This window comes from Streptomyces sp. MUSC 14, from assembly GCF_001866675.1.
Classification (GTDB): domain Bacteria; phylum Actinomycetota; class Actinomycetes; order Streptomycetales; family Streptomycetaceae; genus Streptomyces.
The window spans coordinates 1-22,971 of sequence record NZ_MLYN01000071.1; the positions used below are offsets into that span (position 1 = coordinate 1).

Annotated in this window: 19 protein-coding genes and 5 pseudogenes; 12 read left to right on the plus strand and 12 right to left on the minus strand. The window is 69.0% G+C overall.

The features are described 5' to 3' along the window. Nucleotides 1-555 precede the first annotated feature (555 nt). From BIV25_RS38330 to BIV25_RS38350, 5 genes and pseudogenes are all read left to right on the plus strand, one after another. Nucleotides 556-756 (plus strand): hypothetical protein, encoded by a 201-nt coding sequence (locus BIV25_RS38330; protein WP_071377173.1) that lies wholly within the window; start codon nt 556-558, stop codon nt 754-756. Continuing rightward, complete coding sequence (locus BIV25_RS38335; RefSeq protein ID WP_143076778.1) at nt 753-1,055, plus strand: hypothetical protein; 303 nt, start codon at nt 753-755, stop codon at nt 1,053-1,055. Before BIV25_RS38330 ends, BIV25_RS38335 begins: the two co-directional genes overlap by 4 nt. 16 nt (nt 1,056-1,071) lie before the next feature. Next, nucleotides 1,072-1,662 (plus strand): hypothetical protein, encoded by a 591-nt coding sequence (locus BIV25_RS38340; RefSeq protein ID WP_071377175.1) that lies wholly within the window; start codon nt 1,072-1,074, stop codon nt 1,660-1,662. Between the two features lie 312 nt (nt 1,663-1,974). Beyond that, nucleotides 1,975-3,123: pseudogene (locus BIV25_RS38345) on the plus strand (short-chain fatty acyl-CoA regulator family protein); the annotation flags it as partial. Between the two features lie 22 nt (nt 3,124-3,145). After that, nucleotides 3,146-3,742 carry a histidine phosphatase family protein gene (locus tag BIV25_RS38350; RefSeq protein WP_071377176.1) on the plus strand — a complete coding sequence of 199 codons (597 nt, stop codon included), beginning with the start codon at nt 3,146-3,148 and terminating at the stop codon, nt 3,740-3,742. Between the two features lie 210 nt (nt 3,743-3,952). On the opposite strand, the pseudogene BIV25_RS53600 reads toward BIV25_RS38350, so the two are convergent. After that, nucleotides 3,953-4,730 (minus strand): annotated as a pseudogene (locus BIV25_RS53600) (IS5 family transposase); the annotation flags it as partial. Next, nucleotides 4,727-5,578 (minus strand): putative RNA methyltransferase, encoded by an 852-nt coding sequence (locus BIV25_RS38360; RefSeq protein WP_071377177.1) that lies wholly within the window; start codon nt 5,576-5,578, stop codon nt 4,727-4,729. The pseudogene BIV25_RS53600 and the gene BIV25_RS38360, both read right to left, overlap by 4 nt. Before the next feature lie 634 nt (nt 5,579-6,212). On the opposite strand from BIV25_RS38360, the pseudogene BIV25_RS53610 reads away from it, so the two are divergent. The 3 genes and pseudogenes from BIV25_RS53610 to BIV25_RS53625 all read left to right on the plus strand — a co-directional run bounded on the left by BIV25_RS53610 (nt 6,213) and on the right by BIV25_RS53625 (nt 8,487). Next, a pseudogene (locus tag BIV25_RS53610) lies at nt 6,213-7,024 on the plus strand (tRNA (adenosine(37)-N6)-threonylcarbamoyltransferase complex transferase subunit TsaD). Further along, nucleotides 7,021-7,158, plus strand: coding sequence for a hypothetical protein (locus BIV25_RS53620; protein ID WP_256257081.1), 138 nt, complete (start codon nt 7,021-7,023; stop codon nt 7,156-7,158). The pseudogene BIV25_RS53610 and the gene BIV25_RS53620 overlap by 4 nt, the downstream one beginning before the upstream one ends. A 450-nt stretch (nt 7,159-7,608) precedes the next feature. Then, a complete protein-coding gene (locus tag BIV25_RS53625; RefSeq protein WP_256257082.1) occupies nt 7,609-8,487 on the plus strand; it encodes an antibiotic biosynthesis monooxygenase in 879 nt (292 codons plus the stop codon). Here BIV25_RS53625 and BIV25_RS38370 read toward each other — a convergent pair. The 3 genes and pseudogenes from BIV25_RS38370 to BIV25_RS38380 all read right to left on the minus strand — a co-directional run bounded on the left by BIV25_RS38370 (nt 8,415) and on the right by BIV25_RS38380 (nt 12,871). Then, nucleotides 8,415-9,689: a hypothetical protein gene (locus tag BIV25_RS38370; RefSeq protein ID WP_071377178.1), complete on the minus strand. Its 1,275-nt coding sequence runs from the start codon at nt 9,687-9,689 to the stop codon at nt 8,415-8,417. The genes BIV25_RS53625 and BIV25_RS38370 overlap by 73 nt on opposite strands. Nucleotides 9,690-11,166: 1,477 nt before the next feature. Then, nucleotides 11,167-11,664 (minus strand): annotated as a pseudogene (locus BIV25_RS38375) (alpha/beta hydrolase); the annotation flags it as partial. Nucleotides 11,665-11,968: 304 nt separating this feature from the next. Further along, nucleotides 11,969-12,871, minus strand: coding sequence for a DMT family transporter (locus tag BIV25_RS38380; RefSeq protein WP_071377179.1), 903 nt, complete (start codon nt 12,869-12,871; stop codon nt 11,969-11,971). An 82-nt stretch (nt 12,872-12,953) separates the two neighbouring features. Between BIV25_RS38380 and BIV25_RS38385 the strand changes: the two genes are divergently transcribed. Beyond that, complete coding sequence (locus tag BIV25_RS38385) at nt 12,954-13,847, plus strand: LysR family transcriptional regulator (RefSeq protein ID WP_071377180.1); 894 nt, start codon at nt 12,954-12,956, stop codon at nt 13,845-13,847. Nucleotides 13,848-13,851: 4 nt separating this feature from the next. Here BIV25_RS38385 and BIV25_RS38390 read toward each other — a convergent pair whose 3' ends face one another. The 7 genes and pseudogenes from BIV25_RS38390 to BIV25_RS38415 all read right to left on the minus strand — a co-directional run bounded on the left by BIV25_RS38390 (nt 13,852) and on the right by BIV25_RS38415 (nt 20,356). Then, on the minus strand, nt 13,852-14,049 hold the full coding sequence (locus tag BIV25_RS38390) for a putative T7SS-secreted protein (RefSeq protein WP_071377181.1): 198 nt from the start codon (nt 14,047-14,049) through the stop codon (nt 13,852-13,854). 145 nt (nt 14,050-14,194) lie between these two features. Next, entirely contained in the window at nt 14,195-14,416 is a 222-nt protein-coding gene (locus BIV25_RS50580) for a hypothetical protein (RefSeq protein WP_143076779.1), read from the minus strand. 1,113 nt (nt 14,417-15,529) lie between these two features. Beyond that, nucleotides 15,530-15,772: pseudogene (locus tag BIV25_RS53630) on the minus strand (IS5/IS1182 family transposase); the annotation flags it as partial. Nucleotides 15,773-16,184: 412 nt separating this feature from the next. Next, nucleotides 16,185-18,113: an SDR family NAD(P)-dependent oxidoreductase gene (locus BIV25_RS38400; RefSeq protein WP_256257084.1), complete on the minus strand. Its 1,929-nt coding sequence runs from the start codon at nt 18,111-18,113 to the stop codon at nt 16,185-16,187. A gap of 196 nt (nt 18,114-18,309) precedes the next feature. Next, nucleotides 18,310-18,474 (minus strand): hypothetical protein, encoded by a 165-nt coding sequence (locus tag BIV25_RS51665; protein WP_177235560.1) that lies wholly within the window; start codon nt 18,472-18,474, stop codon nt 18,310-18,312. 602 nt (nt 18,475-19,076) lie between these two features. Further along, complete coding sequence (locus tag BIV25_RS38410) at nt 19,077-19,640, minus strand: hypothetical protein (protein WP_071377184.1); 564 nt, start codon at nt 19,638-19,640, stop codon at nt 19,077-19,079. Nucleotides 19,641-20,152: 512 nt separating this feature from the next. After that, on the minus strand, nt 20,153-20,356 hold the full coding sequence (locus BIV25_RS38415; RefSeq protein ID WP_071377185.1) for a cold-shock protein: 204 nt from the start codon (nt 20,354-20,356) through the stop codon (nt 20,153-20,155). Nucleotides 20,357-21,130: 774 nt separating this feature from the next. Here BIV25_RS38415 and BIV25_RS51670 point away from each other — a divergent pair. The 3 genes from BIV25_RS51670 (at nt 21,131) to BIV25_RS38430 (ending at nt 22,862) form a co-directional block, all read left to right on the plus strand. Continuing rightward, the gene (locus BIV25_RS51670) at nt 21,131-21,295 is read left to right on the plus strand and encodes a hypothetical protein (RefSeq protein WP_177235561.1); all 165 of its coding nucleotides are present in this window, start codon (nt 21,131-21,133) and stop codon (nt 21,293-21,295) included. A gap of 79 nt (nt 21,296-21,374) precedes the next feature. After that, entirely contained in the window at nt 21,375-21,839 is a 465-nt protein-coding gene (locus tag BIV25_RS38425; protein ID WP_071377187.1) for a pyridoxamine 5'-phosphate oxidase family protein, read from the plus strand. A 69-nt stretch (nt 21,840-21,908) separates the two neighbouring features. Further along, nucleotides 21,909-22,862, plus strand: a complete 954-nt coding sequence (locus tag BIV25_RS38430; RefSeq protein ID WP_071377188.1) for an alcohol dehydrogenase catalytic domain-containing protein — start codon at nt 21,909-21,911, stop codon at nt 22,860-22,862. The last annotated feature ends 109 nt before the right edge of the window (nt 22,863-22,971 follow it).

The window sequence follows — 22,971 nt, forward strand, 5'->3', positions numbered from 1 at the left end:
CGCAGACTCACCAAATGAGATGACGTCTTAAGCCCGAACCCAACGTCACCGTTGAGATGAGGCGCGTTGTACGCCCTTCGGCCAAAGGCAAGGGAGCCATCCTTACCTGGGCCATCCATGCGATACGCGGTCGCCGCCCTCCATCCGGGAGGCAGGTCGGTATCGCCGGGCAGCACGGCACGTACCCGCTCCTTGTCAGGCACCACATCGGTCTTTGCCGAGGATGGGGCGCTCGTCGTGGCCTCCGACACCGATCGATCCGCTGCTCCGCATCCGGTCAACACCGCAATGACAGCAGCATCATTCAGAGCCTGAGCTGTATGTCTTCCCGGCATCGTTACCCCAACGCGTCAGACGACAGCAAAGCTCACGCCCAGCGACCGTAAGCTCAGCCTGTGAAGACGCCCGGAGGCGCCGTAGGCGTTCCTCCTATGACAGGCATGTGCACGCACGGAGCCAGCCGTTGGCCGACTGGGGGAAGCCCCCCGGTGGGGGCTGCGGTTCGGTCCGGGGCGGTGCGCTCCGGAACTACCGGGCCTCTCGCGTGTGTCGCCGATGCCGTACTCTGCGCCGCGGTACCTCAACTACAAGGTCGCGGACGTCCTGTACGGCGGTGAACTCGCCGAGGGCGCTCCCCGGTTCCTCAAGGAGATCCCGGTCATCGACGTCGCGGCCACGGTGGCCGTCGGCGGCCTGGAGGCCAAGCAGGACCACAACGAGGGTTGGGCCTGGGCGACTCGGTCCTCGTCGACATGAGCAGCGGCCTGGTGGCCCTGGGTGCCGGTGTCGGTCTCGCGGCCTCGATCCCGGTGGACGGGGTGGTCGCCACGGCCGCGGTCGGCGGCGCGGTCGTCGTCGGCGTGGAAACCTTCGCCGACAAGCTGCTCCACGAGCACTGGAGCCAAAACTGGGACGACCACGGCGCCGGCGAGGGCACGCTGTACGGCATCGGCCACTCCGGGACCCAGGCGTGGCACGCGGGCGAGGGTATGGTGACCGGCACCGGCCACGGGATTGGCGACAAGTCCAAGGCGCTGTGGCACAAGATCTTCTGATGTTGGTGGGGAGGACATGAAAAGTACGGCGGACCGCGCCCCCGCGGAGCAGGTGGAGCCGGCGGCGATTCCGCGCCTGGGCACCACCTGGTTCGACCGGGGCGCCGGGTACTGGCTGCGCCGGATCGCACACGGCTGCTTCCAGCTCGCGCTGCTGCTGTTCGCCGGGCTCGTCGTGACCGCCTTTTACGCGGGGTTCTGGGAAGCCGTGGGAGTGCCCCGCTCCGCACGTACCGCTGTGTACGTGGTGACGGCGGTCGCCTGCCTGCTCAGCCTGGTCGCGGGTTTCGTGCGTACACGGCGCGCACCGGTGGAGATCCCCTCCCCCGAACAGGCGTGGCGGGAGCACCGTTCCCGGCAGCGCAGGAACGCCGCCTCAGCCGTCGGTGGCCGCTGGACGCTGCTGCTCCTCGCACCCGTCCTGCCCGCCATCGTCGCCTGGGCGATCGGCACCTGGGCCGCCCCGACGCTCGCGCGCCACACCGCCGCCGAGATCGGCGCCCGCGAGGACTACGAGCGCCGGGTGCGCGAGCAGGAGGCGCGGGCCGAGGCCGCCCGACCGCTCCCGCCTCGCAATCGGGCCGAGCGCCGCCACGGACGCCGCTGAGCGCGAGCCGGGTCGACTGCCCAACCGCCTGTGTCCCCCGCCCGGTTGACCGGCTCGCACAGCCCGGCGTACGCCGCACCCTCCAAAACTGCCCGGCCTCTCGCATCTGTCGCCGATGCCGTCCTCTGCGCTGCTCTACCCGCGGGATCGGAGGCCGGCGGCACTCGGCAGAACGAGACTCGACCGCCCGGATTCCGGACCACACCTGTGCCCTGACCCCACGGCACGGGGGAAGCTACACCGACGCTGCCGGGGGCTTCGTGGCACCCGGGGAGTTCGGCCCGTTCAGGGAGTACGCCCCAGACGAGGATCCGAAGTTGTGGCGCGCTGCGGGCCGCGCTGTCCGACGCGGCGTGCGGCGTACCGCTCCCACCGGATGAAGAACTCTCCGCGGCCGCCCGCGACCACCCAGAAGTGGCGCGCGCCCTGGTCGCCCTGCACCGCCGCTACCGCGACACCGCCGAACGGGCCGCCGTCCTCGCCGCCCCGGACACTGGGGGTGCCCGCTCCGGACGAGGGACCGTGCCTCCTCCTGGCGAGCCGCACGACGAGATCCGGGACTTCTTCTACGCCCACCACAACCACTTCTAGCCGCTGGACACCGAGGCCGAACGGTCGGTGGCGGCGCTGGAGCTGCGGCCGGGCCGGAGCGTCGACCCGCTCACCGCGCGGCTCGCCGAGCGGCACGGCGTCCGGGTGGTGCGATCCGCACCGAGCCCCTCCGCCGACGCCCGGCACTACGACCCGGACACCGGGCTGCTGTTGCAGCTCGCCGAGGCCGCCGCCGAACTCACCTCACCGGAGTTCCAGGCCCTCGCCCGCATCGGCCTGGCGAACGACTTCGCGGGCGCCCTGTTGATGCCGTACCCGGCCTTCCACCGGGCCGCCGAGGACGTCCGGTACGACATCGAGCTGCTCTCCGCCCGCTTCGGCGTCGGTTTCGAGACGGTCTGCCACCCGCCTGAGCACCCTGCAGCGCACGGGCAGCCGGGGCGTGCCGTGCTCGTTCCTGCGGGTGGACCGGGCCGGCAACATCTCCAAGCGGCAGTCGGCCACCGACTTCCACTGCTCCCGCATGGGCGGCACGTGCCCGCTGTGGACGGTGTACGAGGCGTTCTCCGCGCCCGGCCGGACACTGACGCAGGTCGCGGAAATGCCGGACGGGAAAAGGTACTTCTGGGTTGCGCGGACCCTCACCCGCGGCGGGTTCGGCCATCTCGCACCGTGCGCCGAGTTCGCCGTCGCCCTCGGCTGCGAACTGCGGCACGCGCATCGGCTCGTGTACGCCGAGGGCATTGTCCTGGCCGACTCCCGGGCCGCCACCCCATCGGCCTGGGCTGCCGGATCCGCGAACGCCGGGCCTGCGCCCAGCGGGCCAGGCCCCCGGCCGGCGGACGCCTCGCCATCGACCCGGACCGCCGCGCGTACGTGCCGTACGCCGTGGAGAGCCGCACCCCATGACACCGACAGCAGGAGCAGCCACGTGACCAGCCGTGTCACCTTCGTCTCGCCCGCCACGAGCCCGTCGCTGCGCCAGGCCCGCTTCTACGACGGCGACCCGATCGACGACATCGGCGCGGCGCGCGCCCGTGAGGCCGCCGGATCGCCGGCCACGCCCGCGCGTGCAGTCGCGTCCCCGAGTGTGCGCTGCCGGGAGACGGCGGCCGCGCTCGGCTTCGACGGCGTGGAGACACCGGAGCCGGGCGGCCTGGATGTGGGCCGCTGGCGAGGGCGCACTCTCGACGAGGTGGGAGCGGCCGAGCCGGAGGCGGTGGGGCACTGGCTCACCGATCCCGGCTGGGCGGCACACGGCGGCGAGTCGGTGCGGGACGTGTGCGAGCGGGTCGGGCGCTGGCTGGCGTCCGCGCAGCACACGGAGGGCCGTACGATCGCCGTGGTCGAGCCCGAGGTGGTCCGGGCCGCGGTGACGCATGTACTGGGCTTGCCGGAGACTGCCTTCTGGAGGCTCGACATGGCGCCGTCGACGGCGAGCGAACTCAGCGGACGAGCCGGCCGCTGGAACCTACGGCTCGGCAGGCCCCTCGTCGCCCCGGCGCAGGGAGACACCGTGGCGCGGTAAGAGGAGGCGACGGCCTCTCGTGAACGGCCCGAGGGTCACGCCTCGTTGGAGGGGCGTGGCCCTCTGGTGCCTCATCTCATGCTGCCGAGCGCGTCATGCTGCGCCGACACGCTCCGGCTGAATCGGTGCCGGCTTGGCCGATGCCCGGATAGCCAGGTCGAGCAGTCGCTCGGCCATGGGCGCGAAGACAACACCTGCGCTTGTAGGTCTGGTCTCGGTGTCCAAGGTGCAGGGACGTCCGCAACCGCGGCCCTTTCTCCTGCGGTTGGTCTGCTGGTCGGCGCGTCCGGGGAGCACCGTGCGTATGCCTCGGGCCGCGAGGTCTGCGCGGATCTGCCAGGAGGAGTACGCCCTGTCTCCGAACAGCGCGTCCGGTGTGGTTCGCGGCCTGCCCCAGCCGAGTCTCGGGACCCGGATGTCGCCCAGCACGAGGGACGGTGCCCGCCCGTCGTGGACCTGTCCCGGAGTGACTACGACGGCCACCGGGCGTCCTTTGCCATCCACGATGTGACGGATCTCGGTCGTCAGACCACCGCGGGATCGGCCTGCCGCATGGTCCGGCGGCTCACCCTCGGTCGCGGAAACTTCGCTTCCCTTGCGCCAGGTGGGAGCGGCGACGGCTTTGTCCGGCCGAGGTCGTGTTCGCGGCGTGCTGGTGAGCCCGGTTGATCGTCGAGTCGACCGAGACCGTCCAGTCGGTCCCGCCGATCGAGTCCGCCTGAGAAGTCAGCCGCGCCACAATCGTGTCCCAGGTGCCGTCAGCCGCCCACCTGCGATGGCGCTTCCACACCGTCTGCCAGGGGCCGGACGCCTCGCGGGGCAGATCTCTCCACGGGATCCCGGTGCGGTACCGGTAGATGATCCCGTCGATGATGCGACGGTGGTCGGCGACCGGGCGCCCTGTCTTCCCAGCGCTGCCAGGCAGCCAGGACGCCAGGCGTGCCCACCGCGCCTCGGTCGGCAGGCACAGGCGCCCGCTCGTGGTCACCGAGGTTTGTAGGCGGTGGCCAGTACCGAGACAGTGACCCGGTCGGGGAGAAGGCCGTCATCGTGCACCTCTGTGCGGCTCAAGTGACGTGCGCTCGGCGTCATCCCCACCAGGTCCAGGGCCTCCGGCCCGCCCAGGGCTGTCGAGTACTCCACGTGTTCGGTCACGACGGCCTCGAAGTGGGGGTCCACTGCCCGGTGCAGGCGTTGTTCCTTGGTCGGGTCGATGGTGACCATCGCAGGCACCCGGCCGCGCAGCTCGGCCAGGTGCTGCCCAGTTGGACGGACCACGATCAGCCGCCCGGCCGGGCGAAGTACTCGGCAGAACTCGGCTGGATTGCGCGGCGCGAACACGTCCAACACCACGTCGGCCACCCCGTCAGCTATCGGGAAGGGGCGGAAGACATCCCAGGTCGCCGCGGCGGCTCGTGCATGGGATCGGGCTGCGACGCGCAGCGCGCGCACCGACGTGTCCAGGCCCAGCCCTCGGGTGCCGGGCAGCTGGTCGAGAAGGCCGGCCAGGTAGTAGCCCGTGCCGCATCCGACGTCCACGACCGTGCCCCGCTCAGGGGTTGAGTCGGCCGCCAGGTGGGCCACGGCCTGTCGGATGGGGGCGTACCTGCCGGTGGCCAGGAAACGGTCCCGAGCCTGGACCATGGCCGCGTCGTCGCCGCTGGTGGCGCGGGTGCCCGTCAGGAGGCTGGCGTAGCCATGGCGGGCGATGTCGAAGGTATGGCCCACCGGACAGCGCAGTGCGCCGCGGTCGGGGTGCAGGCGGCGCATGCGGCACGCCGGGCAGCGCAACAGGTCGAGGGACAGTTCGAGGGCAGAGGGAAGCAACGCGGGCATGAGGCACTCCTGGCAAGGCTGAAGGGAAGAGACCGTGCCTGCACGCGCATACGGAAGGTCACTGCCTCAGGAAGGAACGGGCAAGTGCCGGGAAGGTGGTTCGCACGGCAGACACGCCAAGGAGGGCGATGCTGTCCGACATCGCCCTCAACGCCTTCCGATCACAGGAAGCAGCAGTGCGGGGTGCTCATGAATGCCACGCCATGATTTTACGTGCCTCGCCGAAATCCCTCATGCCCGTCGAAGTTGAGAGACACGGCCTAGTCCGCAGGCTGTTGCGCCGCCACCGAGCGCGCCATGCCGTTCGCCCACTGACGTAGCCGACGATGTTCCGATCCAGCCCGGAGACCCAGTCCCAGATCGGTCCGTGCAGCCCGGCCTGGTCCGCGACCAGGCCCAGCAGCTGATCGTACCGATGATGAGCGCGACGGCGAACGACAGGCCGATCATCGTGAGGTCAGGTGCGGTGATCACTGGGTTCTGGCCCTCACTTCTCGGCGAACGGCTGCAAGAAGGGTTGCCATGGGGCCTGCTCCGATCGTGCTGGTCATTGGTCATCCAGTCGTCGTGCGACGAGACCGGCGCCAGCCTGGTCCGGGAAGGGCGGCTGCTCGGGCACGCCATCACGTCCAGAATGCATGAACACGCTCGCTACGGCGGCGTGGTGCCCGAGATCGCCGCCCGCGCCCACATCCACGCGCCGCGTCCGGTGGTCCGGCACGCTCTCGACAAGGCCGACCTGACACTGTCGGATGTCGATGCGGTGGCCGTCACCACCGGTCCCGGCTTGTCGGGAGCGCTCCAGGCTGGCCTGGCCGGCGCGAAAGGTCTCGCATACGCGCTCGGTGTGCCGCTGTACGGCGTCCACCACCTCGCCGGACACGTCGCCGCGGACGCGCTGGAACACGGTCCGTCGCCCGACCCCTGCATGATCCTGATCGCCTCCGGCGGCCACACCTCGCTGCTCCCCTGCGCGACCTGGCCCGGGATCCGATCACCCATCTCGGGCGACACCCTCGACGACGCGGCCGGCGAGTGCTTCGACAAGGTCGCGCGCGCCTTCGGTCTTCCCTATCCCGGCGGCCCGGCCATCGACCGGCCGCGCACGTGGGGGATCCGCCTGCCGTTTCCCTTCCACGCCCGTTGCCGGGCTCGTACGACTCCTCCTTCTCGGGGCTGAAGACGGCCGCCCGGTGGGCCGAAGGGCACGCCGGGCGGGAACTGCCGGTGGCAGACGGGGCCGCCTCGCTGCAAGAGGCGGTCGCCGACGTACTGACACTCAAGGCCCTGGCCGCCTGCACGGAGCTTGGCGTCGGCACACTGGTCGTCGTGGGCGGACTTGCCGCCAACTCGTACGTCCGGTCACTGGCCGAGGAACGCTGCCGACGGCCGGGATCGAACTGCTCGTTCCTCCCCTGCGCTTGTGCACGGACAACGGGGCGATGATCGCAGCCGTCGGCGACCTCCTCGTACGGGCCGGGGCCACACCGGCGCCTCTGGACCTGTCGATCGTCCCATCGGCTCCCCTGGAGGAGTACGCCGCCCCGCAACCCACAGCCCGGATCGGGGTGGCTGCCTGATGGCCGCGGGCATCCGCGTCTCCCGCGACGAGCGCCTGCTGGAGCATTCCGGCGCTCTGCGTTCCGTCCACCTCGATGCCTTCGGCGCTCCGCCCTGGTACGAGGACGAGGAGCGGGCAGATGCGTTCGCGAAGCGGCTCGTGGCGAACGTACGGTGCCCTGGCTTCGCCACCGCGCTCGCCTTCGCAGGCCCGGACGCCGTCGGCTTCGCCACCGCCTGGACCACCCCAGGCTCCCTTCCCCACCGACCGCTGTCGCCCTTCAGGCCGCCGCAGCCCTGGGTCCGGAGCGCACTGCGGAATGGGTGTGCGGCGCCCGTGAGATCGACGAACTCGCCGTCCGCCGCGATGGCCAGGACACGAGTATGGCCGGCGAGTTGTTGGAGGCGGTCAGGGCGACGCACCCGGGGGCCGCTCCTGGCTGCTCACCTCCGTCCGGTCCGCCCAGGCCATGACCTTCTACCGCCGCCACGGTTGGCCCCAGGCCACCCATCCCTCCCCGGAGGGCAAGGGCATCGTCGTCTTCCTGGGTCCCCGCCATCGGGCGCGCGCCCTCGCCGCCATGCCGCTGGAGAACTTCGCGTCGCAGAACCTCGGGTCCGTCACGGCACACATTGACTCCGCCCGCCCCGTGGCGACACTCATCTACGTCTTCACCGTCTCGCCCGACCGTCAGGCCGAGCTGATCGAGCTGCTCGCCCGCGCCACCGAGGAGACGATGAAGCACCAGCCCGGCTTCATCTGCGCCAACTTCCACGCCTCCCAGGACGGCGAACGCGTCATCAACTACGCCCAATGGGAGAGCGAAGATCACTACCGCGCGATGCTCGCCAACCGCGAGGCCAGGATCCGCATGGACGAAGCGGCCACCATCGCCATCGACGTCCAGCCACGCCTCTTCCGGGGGGGAGTCGGCCCACCGCCACTGATCCGATGTCGCGAGGCGGCACGCGGAGGCGCCCTTTCGATGAATCCGCCACCAAGACGGGCCAGCCCCAGCAACGCCGCACTCCCCGGCCCGAGACAGCTCTGGCTGTCGCCCACACAGCGTCCTCGCGCCAACCGCCGCGACCCGCTGGATGGCCGGCGTCGGCATCGTGGTCGGCGTCGGCCTGGCCTTGAACGCGCGGCGCCGCTGGGCCTGAATGCATATGGAGTGACGGATGAGGCCGGTATCGCGCCGGGCAGCGCGACACCGGCCTCCAGTGGTGCGCCCGTCACGGCCGGCGACTGCGTTCCCGGCGCGGATCAAGCCTGTCAGCGCATATCTGTGAGGAGGGTGTTGAGTTCGGCTTCCTGTTGCGCCGGTGACATCGGCGCATTCGGGTGATCGATGCCGAAGGTCTTCAGGACGCTGTCCATCTGGGCGTCGATGAACGTCCAGCCGGTGTTGTCCAGCGGCTGGAGCGAAGCCTGGTCGGCGTCCCAGAGATCACGCAGGGACTGGGCAGCGGCGTGGGCCCCGGTCGCGTTCCCGGACTGTGCGTTCCTGAGCGAGGTCGATGCGAGCTTCTTCAGGGCATCCACCTTCGCGGGCGGGAACTTCTTCACGGCCTGGCCAGGGGCGAGTTGAACGGTGGAGGTGGCGTCGGTCTCCGGCGCCGGGCCGACGTGCGGCTGGCTGTGGGCCCAGACCAGCAGGCCCCCGGTGGCGACGGCGAGGAGGCCGAAGCCCGCCAGCGCGACGCGCTCCCGGTGCGGGTTGGCGGTGACCTGCGGAGTGTGCGTGGCCTCGTAGGTCTCGGTGACGTCGGAGCGGGTCACCGTCAGGTAGATGACAGTCGCCAGGATCAGGCCGAGGAAGATCAGGCTGGTGGTGAAGGTGCCGAGCGCGAGGCCGGTCGGGTCGCCCGGGTTCTGAGCGACCTTCGGGGAGGCGAGCCAGTCGCCGATGTTGGCGCCCAGCGGGCGGGTCAGGATGTAGGCGAGCCAGAAGGACAGCACCGGGTTCGCGCCGAACTTCCGCAGCAGCGTGATCGCCGCGATGAGCCCGAGCGGCAGCAGGACCGAGACTCCTGGGCTCCAGCCGGTCAGCTCCAGGGTCCAGTCGCCGGTCGCGGTGCCGAGCGCGAAGGTGACGAGAACGGTGAGCCAGTAGAACGACTCACGCGACAGTGTCGTGACCGAGTGGATCGAGAGGGTGCGCTCGCGCAGCCACCACACGCCGAAGACCACGGCGAGCAGAACCGAGAACACGGTGGAGCTGATCCACAGTGGCACGTTGAGCTGGTCGGTCAGGATGTCGGTGTACAGCGTGCCGGTGACACTGACAACGACCACGGTCAGCCAGTACGGGAACGGGACGTACCGCTTCAGCCGCAGCTGGACGCCGAGAACCACCACGAACACCGCGGTGAAGATCCAGGCCGTGTTCACCAGGCCGACGCCCAGCTTCATGTTGATCCAGTCGGCGAAACTCTCACCGACGGTCGTGCACAGGATCTTGATCACCCAGAACCAGATGGTGACCTCGGGAACCTTGTTCAGGAGGAGCCGCCCGTTGCGCGTGCGTGCCTCGCTTGTCGTTGTCATGCGACGAGGTTGGATCGACCAACCTGTACATATCCTGACTACGGAGTCGCCTGTGACGTGGGGAATGTCACCTCGACGCGCCCGTTGCTGGAGAGACCCACTTCGAATACCCGATCAGCCAAGACACCCTTGACTGAATGCACGCGTAACGCGCACGCGCGCGCTCGCGCCTGCGCGTGTGTCTTCCACTCGGACCGCCGCGTGAAAGCGCCGGATACACCACCACGTCCAATGCCGACGACCCGAGTCCTGCACGGGCCGGCGGCAGGGGGTCGTCGATGACCTTCCGGCAACCGCCCTGCCGCTGTCGTTCGCCGCAGCGGTCACCTGCCGGCCCGCATGGACAGGACTGGGCGGCAGGGTTCTCCCTATGGCAAGGGCCCCGGGTGAAGAGGATGCCGGGTGCACGATGCAATCGAGGTCGCCCTCCGGACCACTGGGCCCGGCAGCTGCCGGGTGAGCGTGGCCGGGGTCCCCAGCGCGCCCGAGGTCCGTACGGCCTCACGTACTGCCCTGGCCGGCCATCGGCACATGGTGATCGACCTGGGCGACTTGCGGTTCTGCGACCGTCGGGGCCTGACCGTGCTGCCGGCGACCGCCCGTACCGCCCCGCCGAGGGCTTTCGGACTCGTCGGTGAAGCGCCGAGCGGACCCCCCTGTCACCGTCGATTGAGTCCCGTAACGCCTCCCAAGCTGAAGGAGTACCCGTGTGCCCCAAGCAGCCGGCCCGCCGAGTGTCGGCGACGTACCCCGGGAACTACCCGCAGAACCTGACCTGACCACCGTCGGACAAAAGCGCGGACGGCGGCCAGGCCTCCACTCCTTGTCATGAAACTGATGTCGACAAGGCCCGCAGTGAGGTGATGGGGCGATTCACAGGCTCGGCGGATCAGGATGTTGCGGAGGGTGTCCTGGCTGAGTCCGCCAAGAGCGCATTTGATCTAGACGTATTACCCTGCATGTCCTAGAAGAATCCGCGCCAGGTTGGCAGGGTCTCGTCCGTTATGCGCTTGCCGAGGTTGCCGATGGAGGCAATGCGGATCATTGGGATCCTTCGAGCCGGCCACCGATCAGGAGACGACCGACGAAGCCCAACGAGCGAGGCCCCGAGCTGTTGATCGAGATGTCTGATGTCTCAACCACGCTGCTCGGGGGCATCGTTGATCATCTATCATGTCGCACTCGACTTGCCCCATGCACTCGTGGAGTGGGTGGCCATGTACGTGCACACTGTGAAGGTCCGTAGTCTCTTGCACGGATGAGTCGGCCGCTCATCGCGGAGTGCAGTGAATTGCAGACTTTCCGCACATTCCGAAGTCGCATGCACTGCAGCCGATTTGGCCGTGGTCGTGTGCGCGACGGAGGGCATCCGGATGGGGGCACGCTGGCGACTGGCCGACCTGGAGTAACTGGTGCTGCCGCTGTTGCGGTCAGCCGGGGTGCGGATGCTGGTGGTCGATGTCAGCCCCCTCCCCGGTCACACTGCTTTCGCGGCCTCACCGGCCAGGAACGGATGCAGCAGCGCGAGCAGGGCGCGCGGCCGGTGCGGCGGGATGATGTGGCCGCGGTCTTCGATGACGTGTGCGGTGAGATCGTCGGTGACTGGGCGGAGTTGGCGTTCCAACACGGCTCCGACGGACCGGGCGTCCAGCGCCATCGTTGGCACCGTCAGACGGGCGGTGGTGACCGCCTGCTCGATCTGTACCGCACTCTCGGGCAGGGCCCTGTAGAACGAGAACGCGCAACTCATCGCCTGGCGGCCGGTGTACGCGCGGACGGAGGCCGCCCGGACGGCGGGGCGCACCCCGTCGCCAAGCGTGTCGGCGCGCAGAAACCAGTCGGCGTAGGCCGCCTCGTGCCCCTCCAACACGGTCTCGGCAAGGCCGGGTTCGGCGGAATGGAAGCCGAGCCACCAAGGATCCCCGGCGGCAAAGAAGTCCTCGGCGCGGGGCAGCCTGCCCAGCAGGGACTCCATGGCTCGGTCGCCTGTCAGTGCAGGCACGCAGAATGCATCCATGAGTCACGACTACCAGCCCGGTGACGTGCTGTTGCTGGAGTGCCCGTTCACTGAGGCCGCCGTCACCGGGGTCACCCATCACTACGTCTCCGTGCGTTGGCCGTGGCTGGAGGTGGACCCGCAGGCCGGAAGCCTCAGGTGGAACGGCCAAAGAGCGCTTCCAACGCCCGCGACCCGCGTCCGATGTCGAGGTCCTGCGGCAGGGCGAGACCCATGACCCTGACCGTGAGGACCAGGGCTACGCGATCGATCCGGCCGGCGTTCACCGCCGACGAGAGATGGCGACACCGGTCAGGCAGAGCACGCCGCCGACGAGCCCGTATGCCGTCGGGATCTCGGCGAGCAGCAGCCACGACAGCAGCACCGATACGGCCGGAACGGCGTAGGTCACCGCGGAGAGCCGACCGGCGTTCATGCGGCGCAGCGCGTAAGCCCACGCGGTGAAACCGACCGCTGTGGGGAACACGCCCAGATAGACGGCGCCGAGCAGCGCTCCCGCGGACGCCACCTGCAACTCGCCGACCAGTTGCGGCATCCAGGGCAGCAGGACCACAGTGGCGACGACACAGCCGAGCCAAATCGCGGTGAGCCCGTCGACGTGCCGCAACGTGACCTTCTGGATCATGACGCCCGCGGCGTAGAGCACGGCGGCCAACAGGCACAGCAGAACGCCTGCCCAGTCGCGTTGTGCGGTGGCCCCGGTCGCGATGATCGCGGTTCCGCCCAGCGCGACGAGCGAGCCGACGATGAGAGATCGTGAGAAGCCTTCGCCGAGGAACTTCCCAGCAGTGACAGCGACAAGCAGCGGCGCGAGGTTCACCAGCAATGCCGCGGTCCCGGCATCGACATGCCGTTCCCCCGCGTTGAGGGCGACGGTGTACCCGGCGAGCCACAGGACGGCGTACGCCGCGATCAGCAGGAACGCCTTGCGGGACAGGCGGATGCGGACCGCGCGCTTGGCCCCCGCGATCACTGTGAGCGTGACGGCCGCGACGCCTAGCCGGAGCAGCGCCAGCGGCGCAGGGGACAGCGCGTGCCCAACGCCGCGGATGGCGACGAAGGCCGAGGCCCACAGCACGACCGCGAGTCCGGCGGCGGCCGTGATCTTGCCGATGTCTGTTTTGCTGGTGCCGGTGGGCCGGGCGGTCTCAACTGGATCAGTCACCCAGGCATCGTCATCCCTACCCTTCGTACAGCACAAGCGACGAGTTCTATACGTTTGTTAAGCATGGCTGTATATTCGCAGCATGCTGGACATCCCACGGCTCCGGGTCCTGCGGGCGGTCGTCGCGACGGGTTCGATCCGTGCGAGCGCCTCCGCACTCAGCTACACACCGTCCGCGGTGAGCCAACAGCTCGCCACGCTGCAACGGGAGACCGGGCTGCAGCTCTTCGAACGATCCGGTCGCGGCATCAAGCCCACCCCGGCCGGCCGGACCCTCGCTGCCGAAGCCGACACGTTGTTCGAGGCATTCAGCCGGGTCGAGCGGGTCGTCGGCGATCTCCGCGCCGACCGGGTCGGCAGCCTTTCGATCGGCTACTTCGGCTCGGCCGGCGCAGCGTGGCTGGCACCGACCGTTGCGACGCTGCGTGCCGAGTTCCCCGACCTCCGGCTGGACCTGCTGTTGACCGAGTTCACGCCGGCCGACCCGGACATTGACATCTTCGTGGAGGAGACGGGTGTCGAGCGCCCCGGGACCACCGATGTGCACAGGCTCGCCCAGGACCCCTACCTCGCCATCGTCCGCGTCGACGACCCACTCGCCGAGGTGGCCGAGGTGCCGTTGGCACAGCTCGCCGAGCGGCATTGGGTGGACAACGACCTCCGCGAAGGGGCGTGCCGCCAAGTACTCCTCAACGCCTGCGCGCAAGCCGGGTTCTCCCCGAGCTTCGTGGTGGAAACACACGACTACCGGACCGCGATGTCCTTCGTGGCAACGGGAATCGGGCTGACTGTGGTGCCGGCGCTCGGTATCGGCGAACTGCCGGAGGACCTGACGACCGTCGCCCTGGTGTCCCCCACCCCGGTCCGATATCTCAGTCTCGCGGTGAAGAAGTCGATCGCGCGGCAGCCCGCCGCCCGGCGCGCCGTCGAGCTCTTGGAAGGCCTGGTGCGCGCGGGGAAAACCCGAGCCTGCTGATGACTCAGCGACATGCCGGGACAGCCTGGTCTCCACCGTGCCGCACCACCTGCGCCACGCTGTACGCACCGACCTTGTCGAGTGCGTCGCCGGTGAGATCCGCTCCCTCGCCGACCAGGTGCCCCGTTTCACGCTTGGCGTGGTCGTAGAGGATCTTTCCCCCGCTGAGGATCTCGCCCTTGGGCCTGCTTCGCCCCGACATCAGCCCCGCCCGTCCTGCTTCAGGCCGAGCATGGTGTTCACCAAGGCCTTGTAGTCGTCCTGGTCCATGCCGGCGAGACTCGGACGTGCTCCACGCCGGGACGTTGGTCCGCGGTCGCCCGATCACGCCCCATCCCCTTGACAACCTACTCGGAGGCTGTGGCACCGTCGCGGAACGACTTCAGGCTGTACTGCGGGTGCAGCCAGGCGGGCCCGGCCGACTGACTCCAGCTCTGGCTCTCGATCTGCTGCTCCGAGGCGTACGGGTTGGCCTCGTCGATCAGGGCTCGCACACCCCATGGGCAGCGCTCGCCGAATGAGTGGAAGACCGCGCCGACGGTCTCGTCACCGATGGTCATACCGTCCATCTCAAGGTCATCGAAACCACGCCCCGTGTCCGACCGGCCCACGTCGTCGACAGGCCCGGCTTCCTCACCCAAGGCCTTCCTGATGCCGTCAGCGATCAGCGCGAGCCCGACGACCCGCAGATCGAAGCCCCACCCTAGCCGCACCAGCCCGCACCAGCCCGCACCAGGAACCGCCTCCGCTACTCCCCCTCCCCCGCCCGCCCTCACCGTCCGCCACGTTCACCAACACACTGCACGGCATCCCCGCCTCGGCCACCGTCGGTACAGCCGCATCCAGCACAGCAGCACCCACACGCCCCCGTACCGCCACCCCCACTCAGCTTCGCCTCGGGCGAGCACATACCGTGCCAGCGCCGCCTGGTCGGAGAAGGCGAGAATCCGCCGGACACCACCGGCGTCCACCGTCAAGGGGGCTTCGCCGCCGCTGCCGCCGGGCGGCGTACCCAGCGGCACCAGCACCTGTGATCTGCGGAACTCACCCCACTGGGCGAGGAATCGGTATCGGCGCGCCTGTACTTGTGCCGCATCCTCGTCGGGGACCGGATCAGCCGGGGACCGAGCGGGGGCCCGGTCCGCCAGGACTCCCACGGAAGCGACAGTTGCGGTCGCTTCAGAGCCGTGGGTCGGCACCCGGACCGGGCTGGTCCCGACGACTACCTCTGCGGCGTCGACGTCCGCCGACACGGCGACGACGACCGGTTGATCGGCGCAATCGCCGCGAGCGGCTTCATCGTCTGCCCTGTCGGCCGCCCAAGGGAGGAAGCCGCACGAGAGCGAGGGACTTTCCCCCTCTCACCAGGGACGCCCGCTGCTTCCGAGCCACGCCAGTGATGCCGCAGAGGCACACGTCAGATGACGGCGCCAACGGCGTGGAGAAGCAGACCAACGAGGCCAACCGTCGCGCTCGTGGCAACACCGAGCACGCTGCCGACAGCAGAAAGAATCATGACATACCTCCATACAAGGATGTATTCGGACGAAATTACTGCTGCCCTCATGACGTCGTACGGCTGCTCAGATTTCGGGTCAGACGCGCCGTACGCGATCTGAAGCCACCCCAATGGAGGCCGCTGGAACCAGGGGCGCTACAGCACGCACCTGGACCCCGCCCATGGTCAGTTTGGCGAGGCGTTTGCAGCAGCAGAGGGCTGCGGCGAGGATGTCGCTCGTAGCAGGGTGGCAGACGGCGGTAGCCGGTCACCCGGAGGTGGGCTTGATGCCCCTCTGTCGGCGGCCCGGTCATTCGCTTGAGTCGATTCCCTTGCGGGCGATGCGGACGCCAATGTGCTGGCTGTGCAACCGTCGCCGCAGGTCAGAAACGTCGTACGCTTTGTCGGCATGCAGTCGCTGGGGCTTGGAACGGTCGCTGCGAAGGGACACGGTGTAAGGCGTGCAGCGCCCGCTGATCCGCTCCTCCACCCACACTGGCTTCCATCTGCTCCGGCAGTGTTTGATGCGTCGCAGGTGCACCGTGTGCGTGGGTGCGCCTGCGCGTAAGCCACGAGGACGTACAGGTCATCCGAGGCCAGTCCCAAGACGAACGGCGCTGCGGGAAAGGCCAGGAGAACACCGCGTCGTGACCGGCTGAGGCCCGTTGCGACAAGATCCCCTGCCCAAGGAGGCGCGCGCGTGGGCGAGGACCCCGTGCACATGATGCGGGTCTTCGGCATCAGCGCGAGTACTGCGATGAGGTACACCCACGCGACACGCCCCGAGCGTCCTGTCGACCCGCCACAACGGAACCCATCAGGTTGGGTGAACTGCCGTGCTACTCCGCATCGTTGGCGTGGAGGTTGAGTCGTTGACGGATCAGGCGGGCGAAGTGGGAAAGGGTGCGTCCGGTGGCCATGTCGGCCGGTGCGATGCGGACGGCGAAGAGGTCGCGGGCTTGGGCCAGAAACTGTACGCCGAGCAAGGAGTCGAGTCCGAAGTCGGTGACGGGGCGGGTGGGGTCCAGGTCGGCCGGATCGGTCTGCAGGACACTTGCGAGGAGGTGAGAGAGTCTGTCGGTGATCACGCCCAGAGCCTCGGCCGTCGGCAGGGCGGCCAGAGTCTCCAGGAGTTCGTCGCGGACATCCGGAGAGGTCATGGAAGAAGCCGGGGCCAGGAGAGCGAATCGGGGTGTGGTCACGGCAGGCACCAGGTGGCGTACGGCGCCCCACCGGTAGCGGCCGACTCCGGCGACGTCGGCTCCGCCGGCCATGAGGAGGCCCGCGGTGGTCAGGGCCTCTGCGGGGGTCAGGAGTTCGAGGCCGCGTTCGGTCATGGCGGTTTCCATGGCGTTGCGGGCGACGTACCCGGTCTGGCCGATCGGTCCCCAGGCAAGTGCCGTGCCCGGCTTTCCCATGTTGTGCCGGGCCCGGACGAGGGCTTCCAGGTAGGCGTTGGCTGCCGCGTAGGCGGACTGGCCGGGGTTGCCGATGCCGGCGGAGACGGAGGAGTAGGTGAGGAACAGGTCCAGGCTGCAGTCCTCGGTGAAGTGGTCCAGCAGCGCCGCGCCTGCCGCCTTGGGCGCAAGGACGGCGGCGAACCGGTCGTCGGTGAGTTCGGACAGCGGTGCGTCGTCCATGTGCATCGCCGCGTGGACGATGCCGCGCAACGGATGCCCGGCGGCATCCACGGCGTTGATGACGTGGCGCAGCGCCGCTCGGTCGGTGATGTCGGCTGCGTAGGCGGTGGCGTGCACACCGCGTGCGGTGAGCTGTTGGAGGAGGGCGGGCGCCTTGGGCGCGTGGGGTCCGCGGCGGGAGAGCAGGGCCAGGTGCCGGGCGCCGTGGTCGGCCAGCCAGTGGGCGGTGGCGGCGCCGAGTCCGTCCAGTCCGCCGGTGATCAGGTAGGTGCTGTCGCTGTCGAGGGCGATGGTGCCGGGAGCGGGTTCCACGGGGACGGGCTCGTCCAGAGGGTCGAAGGAGATGACGACCTTTCCGGTGTGCCGGGAGTGCTGCAGGAGGTGGAAGGCTTCCTCGACACGGGCGGCGGGGTAGACCGTGTGGGGCAGCGGCCGGTAGGTGCCGCGGGTGATCTGCGTGGCGAGATCGGCGACGAGGCGAGGGCCGCGGACGGGGTCGCTGATCACAGCGTCGAGGTTGAAGCCGGTGAAGGTCAGGCTGCGGTGGAAGGGGCGCAGCGTCACCGGGTTGTTGAGGAAGATGTCGCGCTTGCCTAGTTCGATGAACCGTCCGTTGGGACGCAGAAGGTCCAGGTTGTGGGCGATGGCTTCGCCGCTGAGGGAGTTCACGACGACATCGACGCCCTGCCCGCCGGTCAGCTCCCGCACCTGCGGGACGAAGTCCAGGCTGCGCGAGTCGAGGACGTGCTCGGCGCCCAGCGTGCGGAGTAGGTCTCGCTTGGTATCGGTTCCGGCGGTGGCGATGACCCGGGTGCCGTGCGCGCGGGCGCATTGCAGGACAGCCAGTCCCACCGCGCCGGCTCCACCATGCACCAGCACGGTCTCCCCGGGGCTGAGGCGGGCTTGCTCGACCAGGGTGTGATGGACGGTCAGGAAGGCGACCGGGAAGGTTGCCGCTTCCGCGAAGCTCATCTCGTCGGGGATGCGCAGAAGGGTGGCGGCGGGGGTCGTCGCGTGCGAGGCGAGGTCGACCTTGCTCTGCTCCTGCTTCGGACGCCACAGGCGGGCCATCACCGGCAGGCACAGCGGCCGGGCCAGGAACCGCAGCTGGATCACGATGCCGATCACGACGAAGCAGGTCCCGCGCCCGACCCGCTTGGGTTCCTTGGCCGCGGCGTCTTACTGCCAGACCGCCCCGAACACCTTCTTCCCACGCCACTTGAACAGCGTGTCGTCCATCGCGGCGGTCAGTGCCGGGCGACCGGGCAGCAGTCGGCGCACGATGAGGTGGGACAACGAGATGCCCAGGATGTCCGGGTCGGCTTCAGGCGGCGCGCGAGAAGAACGCGTGGGCGCGGTCGTCGGACCAGGTCTGTGCGAACGGGCCGGTGACCAGCGGAGCGATGGAGCGGAACGTCGGCGTCATGGAGCTGCCCTGCACCGGCTCCAGGACGGCAGGCAGCGAAGCGAGGGGTCGGTCAGGAAGCATCGGCGGGTCCTCCCCGGGGACGGAGAGAACTGGGAACATGCCGTCAGGCGGCGATATCCCCGGGAACATCGCCGGGCACTGCGGCTGTTCTGGCTCATCGCCCTGCGGGGGTGGTCCCAGGCCGGCGGCCTTCACCGCAACCCCGCCCGCAGGACCCGCGACCTCGTCCACCGGCTTCAAGCCCTCGGCCACCAAGTCACTCGGACCCTCGACCGCCTGACCCGCCCCGCCCCACCCCGACATCCGGTCCGCAAGTGGCCCGGACGCTTCCACCGGCCCTCCCGAAGGCTGATTTTGCGTTCAGCCACTTGACGCAACAGTTCCGTACCAGGGGTCTCGAAATTACGGTGCAACACATCCTGAATCACCCGAGATCCCGCCAAACGCTCCGCCCCCCTCCCCGAAATTCACGATTCCTTATGTCTTGATCCGTATGAACTCGGTAGCTTCATGGATTCTTCGATACAAGCTCGGCGTTTGCGGCATCGCGTAAGCACTCAACAGCCCAGACCCGGACCGCAAGGTCCGCAGTTGTCACGACTTCGACGAACCAGGATTCAATGCCCTCTGGATCTTCGATGGGGAACTCATGAAGCGCCGTGTCAGGCAGACCCCGGTACCGCACTACCGTAGGAGACGGCGCAGCATCGCCTCGGAGCGTTCTCGCCTGCAACCGCAGAGGATCCGAAGATCAACTCCCGCTGCCTTTCGATCACTCGGACACAGTTCTCGTTCTGCCGCTCCGCATCGGGCGTGACTTTGCCGATGCGTTCGCTGTTGAGGACCGTCTCATACGATACGGAGAGGACGTCGAGAGTGCACTCCGCGGTGAAGTCCCCTTCGAGGCAATCGACGTAGGTGGAAATTGCCATGACCAGGGATGCGAGGCCGAGTGCGCTGTCCTGGTCGACCAGGGAGTGCGGTTCGTCGAAGAACTCCTCGGTACCAATCAGCTCGCTCGTCGGCCGCTCCAGTTCCGCGCCGCATCGTCCCAGTGTCTGCCGGACCCAGGCGACCGTGTCATGGGCGAACACCGCGTCACAGGAAGGACGGACCGAGTCAACGGCCATGGCGATGCCGGCCAGGGCGATCTCTTTCCGGCGGAGGGGAGTCACCTCGGACAGAACTTCCTCCCAATCTTCCGACTCTTCGTCCCACAGCAGCATATTCAGGTTCTCTCAGCGATCCCAGGGGGCGATTCTTGGCTGATCAAGCAATTGCACATCGGGGAGTCCGCCGCACGGCCCGCGCAGTTCTGTCGTCGCTCGTCACAAGCGGTCCGGGGTAGACGTCCGTGCGGCCCTCCGGGCGGCACGACCGGCCGACGTACTCCTCGTACGTGCCGTCGTGCAAGGCGATATCCGTCGACGCGGCGCCCCGCCGCACAGCGCCATGGCAGTACATCGCGGACGCGACTGGCCGGGGTCGGCTCCTGGACCGGCCACCCGGACGACACTCCCTCCAGCGCCTGACCCACATCAGGCAGGCAGGGGAAGCAGTCAGCGCACCGCCAGGCGCTCGGTCCGCACCGGACTCCCCTCGGCCCAGCAGCCACCCGCCACCGGCGCACCGGCAACGCCGCCATAACCGGCGGCGCGGGCTCCGTCGGGGCGGGCAGGACCGAGAAGGGCCCCAGCCGGTGGGCGCATCCCGGCTGGGGCCTTCTTCATGTCTGGCGTTACAGGGCGCGGATGTTCTCCGCCTGCGGGCCCTTCTGGCCCTGCGTGACGTCGAACTCGACCTGCTGGCCTTCCTGAAGCTCACGGAAGCCCTGGGCGGCGATGTTCGAGTAGTGGGCGAAGACGTCCGGGCCGCCGCCGTCCTGCTCGATGAAGCCGAAGCCCTTTTCCGAGTTGAACCACTTCACAGTGCCCTTGGCCATGTGTCTGTCTCCTTCGAGGGGACTCGTGACAGGTCCCGCACCGTGCGGGACCCGGAGGTGATCGCCCTGGTCCGGAGAGGCGTTGAACAGCAAAAACGCCCGCGATTGCGATCACGGGCGAACGGGACTTCGGAACCACGACTGCTGATCACGACGTTACACCGGCTGGTGGTGCTCGGCCAGCGATAGCCACGACGGCGACGTGTCCCGTCGTGTTCTCTCCCCTCGAAGGCGGGGCCGAGCCCACGGTCGAGGAGGAGAAGCCGAAGCCGTGCCGGGCACCGTCCGGCCAGTGGGCGATGGAGTGCGCCGCAGCGCTGGGGCTGGTTGCACACGCCTGTCATCCGATCGAGGCGCTTGGCCCACGGCGCCTCGATCGTCAGTCGCCGACTTCGCGTCTCATCCGCCGTGATCGGTGTCCTGCGACGGCGCTGCGAGCCACGACCCTGGCCGCCATCGCCCGCTTCGGAGGCGACTGCTCGCCCCTCTGAGCGGCGGCGCGCTCAAGGACAGCGTGGGCGCCTGGCTTGCCCGGTACGCCACCGGCCCGATCGACATAGCCGATGACACTCTGGTCGGCCCGGCTGTCGACAGCAAGATTGTGCGCGGCTCCCGCACCGGCGGCACGGCCGTCCACCGGCTCATCACCGCGCTCCACGCCTGCCAGACCGTCATCGCCCAGTGCATGGGCGCCGCAAGGGCGACGAGTTCTCAGCCTCCGCCCTACCGCTGGACCGAATCGGCCTACGCAGCGTCGTCAACACCGCCGACACGATGCGCACCCAGTGCGCCCGCTTCAAGCTCGTCATCAACGCCGGCGGCCACCGCCTCCTGGTGGCCGAGCGGAGCCAGAAGAAGCTCCACAAGCAGCATCGACACCTGACCCGGCGTCCGTCGGCTTCGCTGAGCACAATCCAGTCGGCCGCCGCCGAGCCGTAGGCCGAGGAGATCGTCGTTCGTTGGAAGTAGGTCCCTGGCCTCATGCGCGCGGTGGGCATGCTGGGTAGCGTCAGCACTCATGAACACCACGGGGAAGGTTCGTCGCCAGACGGCGGAGCGTCGGCGCGACACGGTTGAACGGCTTGTCGCCGAGCGGGAAGTATGGATGTCGACGTCTCATCCTGATCACGGGCCACATCAGGTGCCGCTGTGGTTCTTGTGGGATGGACGCGCGGTGTGGATGTGCACCAGTGCCACCTCCGTGACCGCACGGAACGTCAGCGAAGAGCCGCGCGTGCGCCTGGCGCTGCCGGATACCTTCGACGTGGTGCTTCTCCAGGGTGAGGCGGAGTGCTTCCCGGCCCAGGACGTGCCCGGAGACGCAGCGGAAGCGTTCGCCGCCAAGTTCGGATGGGACCCGCGCGGAGAGGAGGGTTCCTTTCTGTACATTCGCATGGCGCCGAAGACTGTGCGCGCCTGGCGCGGCGAGCCAGAGCTTCGCGGAAGAGTCATCATGCGCGACGGAGCGTGGTTGGAACAGTAGCCGTCTCCGACCGGCGGCCAACTGGACGACAGCCCCGTGAACGGTCAGCACATACAGGGATGCAGGAACATGCGAACCGTAGTGATCGATGCTCAGGGGACATTCCAGCTGAGGCGGCGTCCAGAGCCGGTCGCGGGGCCGGGGGCTGTGGTGGTCCGGGTTCAGGCTGCCGGCCTCAACGCCGCTGACCTGCAACAGGCACGGGGGGACTACCCGGCGCCACCGGGCTGGCCGGCCGACGTACCCGGCCTGGAAGTCGCCGGCGAGGTTGAGCAAGTCGGCCCGGGTGTGGTGGAGGTCGCGCCGGGAGATCGGGTGATGGCGCTGGTCGGCGGCGGCGGCCACGCCGAGCGGATCGCGATCCCCGCAGACCTTCTCCTGCCGGTGCCTGAGCACCTGTCATGGGAGGAGGCCGCCGGTTTCCCGGAAGCGTTCACCACTGCCTGGGACGCCCTGGTCACCCAGGCCGGGATCCGAGCCGGCGACCGAGTACTGGTCAACGGCGCGGCAGGCGGGGTGGGCACGGCCATGGTGCAGGTCGCCACGGTCTGCGGGGCGCATACCGTGGCCAGCGTACGACGCCCCGAACTCCACAGCCGGGTGAAGGCACTCATCCCCGACGGCCGGGTGGACGTCGTCACCCCCGACGAGGAATCCGCGTACGCGCCGTACGACGTCATCGTGGAACTGGTCGGCGGCGAGGACTGCCTGCAGCGAGTAGCTCTGCTCCGAAACCGGGGCAAGGTCCTCGTCGTCGGCGTCCAGGCCGGCACAACGGCGCCGCTTCGGATGTTCGACCTCATGCTCGCACGGGCCCAGCTGATCGGCACGACCATCCGCGGGCGATCGCACGCGGAGAAGGCGATCCTCGCCGCCACCGTGCGCACGTACGTGACGCCGCTGTTGGCCCAGGCAAGGCTGCACGTACCCGTCGACACGGCCTATCCTCTGGATCGGTTCACCGACGCCTACGAGCGCCTGGCCGGTACGGGCAAGTTCGGCAAGGTCATCCTGGTGCCCTGAACCTGGAAAGCGATGCAGCCGGGCGTGTGTCCAAGGAGGTGCAGGACGCTCGGCGAACGCCAACCCAGGTCGATCACAGTCCGGTTCTCGAGCGGGTGGTGCACCCTTG